Here is a 4349-nt window from a genome sequence, read left to right as displayed (position 1 = left end):
GACGTAGTCAAATCATATGCAAAGGGCCAGTACATCGATGTTGTGGAAGTACCGCATAAGGATGGCGTAACTGACCTTGAAGCTCTTAAGGATATGGCAAATGAAGAAGTTGCTGCTGTCATCGTTCAGTATCCAAACTTCTTCGGCGGCATTGAATCAATGAAGGAAATCGAAGCAATCGCACATGAAAATAAATCATTGTTCGTTGTATCAAGCAACCCGCTCGCACTTGGAGCATTGACTCCTCCAGGGAAGTTCGGTGCTGATATCGTAACTGGAGACGCCCAGCCTTTCGGTATCCCAACAGCATTCGGCGGCCCTCACTGTGGGTACTTCGCTGTTTCTGGGAAACTAATGAGAAAGGTTCCAGGCAGACTTGTCGGCCAGACGAAGGATGACCAGGGACGCCGCGGATTCGTATTGACGCTTCAGGCGAGAGAACAGCATATCCGCCGTGATAAAGCGACATCCAACATTTGTTCGAACCAGGCTTTGAATGCACTTGCTGCCTCAGTAGCGATGACAGCTCTCGGCAAAAAAGGCGTTCGTGAAATGGCTGTGGCCAATATACAAAAAGCTCATTATGCGAAAAAGGCTTTTAAAGAAAATGGCTTTGAAATTGCATTTGAAGGTCCTACCTTCAATGAGTTCGTCGTCAAGCTGAATAACCCGGTAAAAGAAGTAAACCAAAAGCTTCTTGAAAAAGGCATAATCGGTGGCTATGACCTTGGACGTGATGATTCCAATCTTGAAAACCACATGCTTGTTGCGATAACTGAATTAAGAACAAAAGAAGAAATCGATACGTTTGTAAAGGAAATGGGGGATATCAATGCATAAGGAAGATCAGCCACTCATTTTTGAATTAAGCACACCGGGCCGTGTCGGCTACAGCCTGCCAGAAATGGATGTTCCAGAAGCCGACCTATCCGAGCTGTTGCCTGAAGGATTCCTTCGTGAAGAAGAACCGGAACTTCCTGAGGCTTCCGAGCTTGATATCATGCGCCATTACACAGCATTATCCAAGCGCAACCACGGCGTTGATTCAGGATTCTACCCGCTAGGATCATGTACTATGAAGTACAATCCGAAGATGAATGAAAATGTTGCCCGCTTCAATGGTTTTGCACATTTGCATCCATTGCAGGATGAAAGTTCTGTCCAGGGTGCACTTGAATTGATGTACGACCTACAGGAACACTTGATTGAAATCACTGGCATGGACGAGGTGACTCTTCAGCCTGCAGCTGGTGCACACGGTGAATGGACAGGCTTGATGATGATCCGTGCTTATCATGAAGCAAATGGTGACGACAAACGTACGAAGGTAATCGTTCCTGACTCTGCTCACGGAACAAACCCAGCATCCGCAACAGTAGCTGGTTTTGAAACGATCACTGTAAAATCAGATGAAAACGGTCTGGTTGATTTAGAAGACCTTAAGAAGGTTGTCGGTGAAGATACAGCGGCATTGATGCTGACTAACCCGAACACTCTTGGTCTATTCGAAGAAAATATCCTTGAAATGGCTGAAATCGTCCACAGTGCAGGCGGAAAGCTATACTATGATGGAGCGAACCTGAACGCTGTTATGTCCAAGGCACGCCCTGGCGACATGGGCTTTGATGTGGTTCACTTGAACCTTCATAAGACATTCACAGGACCACACGGCGGCGGCGGGCCAGGTTCAGGACCAGTCGGTGTAAAAGCAGACTTGATTCCATTCCTGCCAAAGCCAATCGTGACAAAGCAGGATGGCGTTTATAAGTTTGATTACGACCGTCCGCAATCAATCGGAAGGGTTAAGCCATACTATGGCAACTTCGGCATCAATGTCCGCGCCTATACGTATATCCGCACAATGGGTCCAGATGGCCTGAAGGCTGTTACGGAGTATGCTGTGCTGAATGCGAACTATATGATGAGAAGGCTTGCAGAGTATTACGACCTGCCATTCAACAGGCACTGCAAGCACGAATTCGTCCTAAGCGGCAAACGCCAGAAGAAGCTTGGCGTCCGCACATTGGATATCGCCAAACGCCTGCTTGACTTCGGCTACCATCCGCCGACAATCTACTTCCCATTGAATGTGGAAGAGGCAATCATGATCGAGCCAACAGAAACAGAATCCAAGGAAACTCTTGATGCCTTCATCGATGCGATGATCCAAATCGCAAAGGAAGCAGAAGAGAATCCAGAAATCGTCCAGGATGCGCCACACTCCACAGTAGTAGGCCGAATGGATGAAACAACAGCTGCAAGGAAGCCAATCTTGCGCTACCAGAAAGCAGAATAGAAACGATAGAAGTCCTGCCAGTTGTTAATGGCAGGGCTTTTTTGTATTGATTCTTTTTTTTAGTGGCAATATCAAGGAGGACTTCGAAAAGACTTGATAAAACAGAGGAAAGCTTTCCGAATCTGGTGCAACTTCGGAAAGGTTTGGAGGCAATTAGTGAAAAGCTGTCCGAACTTGGTGCAACTACAGACAGGTTTAAAGGAAATCAGTGAAAAGTTTGGAGGGAATCAGAGAAAAGCTGTCCGAACTTGGTAGAACTTCAGACAGGTTTAAAGGGAATTAAAGAAAAGCTGTCCGAACATGGTGCAACTTCAGACAGGTTTAAAGGAAATCAGAGAGAAGCTGTCCGAACATGGTGCAACTTCAGACAGGATTTGAAGGAAATCAGAGAGAAGCTGTCCGAACATGGTGCAACTTCAGACAGGTTTGGAGGGAATTAATGAAAATCTGTCTGGTCCTGGTGCAAACCCAAAATTCATATTATTAAAAATAGCTAAACCCCCCAGCAACCATGCTGAGGGGTAATTTTATGGGATTATTGCTTATTTAGCTTTGACTTTTCCGCCCCATTTTTTGAAGCCGCCTTGTAGGTGGTTCAAGTCCTTATAGCCTTTTTTGTAAAGCAGCTGTGCAGCACGTCCGCTGCGGGAACCACTCTGGCAGTAAAGGTAGACCGGCTTGTCCGGCCTGATTTCCTTCAGGCGTGTCTTAAGCTGGGTAAGCGGGATATTTCTGGCGCCTAAAATGTGTCCACCAGCGAATTCATTTGGTTCACGGACATCGATTAGCTGCGCTTTACGATAACCTGCAATAAATTCTTCCTCTGTCAGGGTCTTGAGGATTTTCTTCTGGCGGAAATACATAAACACAGAGTAAAGAATAACCGCAACTGTTAGGACGATTAAAAAGATAAGAGTATCCAAAACATATTTCTCCTTTCAAGCTTAGCTGAGCACTTTTAATTATATAAGCCTTCATGGCAGAGAGCAAAGGAAATTAATAAATTTCTTTAAATCAACTTGCTTTGCTTTTGAATTTTATTTTGTTAGACTAAAAAAATCTTAGCTTTAAACTATTTTAAATGGGGTAAAAATTGTATGAATAAAGAGGTATGGGGATTTATTGATTCAGGAAACTGTTCACCTTCTTTTAACATGGCGCTGGATGAGGCTTTGCTTGATTGGCATGGTGCAGGAAAAATTCCTCCAGTGGTCCGTTTTTATGGTTGGAGCCCGGCAACTCTTTCAGTGGGTTATTTCCAAAGGATTGAAAGAGAAATTGATATGGAGGCTGTGAAGCAGCACGGTCTTGGTTTTGTAAGGAGACCTACTGGCGGCCGGGGCGTTCTGCATGAACATGAACTAACATACAGCGTAATCGTTACTGAAGAACACCCTGAAATGCCAAAGACAGTAACAGAAGCATACCGGGTGATATCGGAAGGTATTTTACAAGGGTTCCAGAAGTTAGGACTGGAAGCTTATTTTGCCGTACCGAAAACTTCTTCTGAAAAAGAAGCACTGAAAAACCCGCGGTCGGCAGTTTGTTTCGATGCACCAAGCTGGTATGAGCTTGTGGTTGAGGGACGAAAAGTGGCAGGCAGCGCCCAGACCCGGCAAAAAGGGGTTATCCTTCAGCATGGTTCTATTTTGCTTGATTTAGATGAGGATAAGCTTTTCAGTTTATTCAAGTATCCGAATGACCGAGTTAAGGAGAGAATGCAGAAGGCCTTTAAAACGAAAGCTGTTGCCATTAATGAGATCAGCAACCGTGAGATTAATCTTGAAGAAGCGAAGAAAGCATTCAAGGAAGGTTTTGAAGATGGCTTGGGAATTATTTTGGAGCCATACACTTTAAGTGATAATGAATTAGATTATGTAAATACACTGGCAAAAAATAAGTACGAATCTGATGAGTGGAATTTCAAAAGATAAAAATATTTAAAAGCGGATTTTCCGCTTTTTTTGTTTGTATCCAGTATTTTCTAGGCTCTGAGGATTTATAAAAAAGTGCAACCCTCGAAATTTGTTGTTTTTTATCATTTACTGGAGAT

At 44.2% G+C, this 4349-nt stretch carries 5 protein-coding genes; 4 read left to right on the top strand and 1 reads right to left on the bottom strand.

Annotation, left to right across the window (positions count from 1 at the left end; translation table 11 throughout):
- The 3 genes from gcvPA to ACH0QE_RS17735 all read left to right on the top strand — a co-directional run.
- Nucleotides 1–840: aminomethyl-transferring glycine dehydrogenase subunit GcvPA (gene gcvPA / locus ACH0QE_RS17745; RefSeq protein WP_415801831.1), on the top strand; the 840-nt coding region annotated here is incomplete at its 5' end.
- Nucleotides 833–2296, top strand: a complete 1464-nt coding sequence (gcvPB, locus tag ACH0QE_RS17740; protein WP_415801830.1) for an aminomethyl-transferring glycine dehydrogenase subunit GcvPB — start codon at nt 833–835, stop codon at nt 2294–2296. The genes gcvPA and gcvPB, both read left to right, overlap by 8 nt.
- A gap of 248 nt (nt 2297–2544) precedes the next feature.
- A complete protein-coding gene (locus tag ACH0QE_RS17735; RefSeq protein ID WP_415801829.1) occupies nt 2545–2736 on the top strand; it encodes a hypothetical protein in 192 nt (63 codons plus the stop codon).
- Between the two features lie 102 nt (nt 2737–2838).
- Here ACH0QE_RS17735 and ACH0QE_RS17730 read toward each other — a convergent pair whose 3' ends face one another.
- A complete protein-coding gene (locus ACH0QE_RS17730) occupies nt 2839–3159 on the bottom strand; it encodes a rhodanese-like domain-containing protein (RefSeq protein ID WP_180321303.1) in 321 nt (106 codons plus the stop codon).
- A gap of 234 nt (nt 3160–3393) precedes the next feature.
- Here ACH0QE_RS17730 and ACH0QE_RS17725 point away from each other — a divergent pair, with 234 nt between their 5' ends.
- Nucleotides 3394–4230: a lipoate--protein ligase family protein gene (locus tag ACH0QE_RS17725; RefSeq protein ID WP_415801828.1), complete on the top strand. Its 837-nt coding sequence runs from the start codon at nt 3394–3396 to the stop codon at nt 4228–4230.
- The last annotated feature ends 119 nt before the right edge of the window (nt 4231–4349 follow it).

Source organism: Mesobacillus sp. (assembly GCF_047739415.1).
GTDB lineage: Bacteria > Bacillota > Bacilli > Bacillales > Cytobacillaceae > Mesobacillus.
The sequence above is the reverse complement of the archived record's forward strand: the minus strand, read 5'-3'. Positions and strand labels throughout refer to the sequence as shown.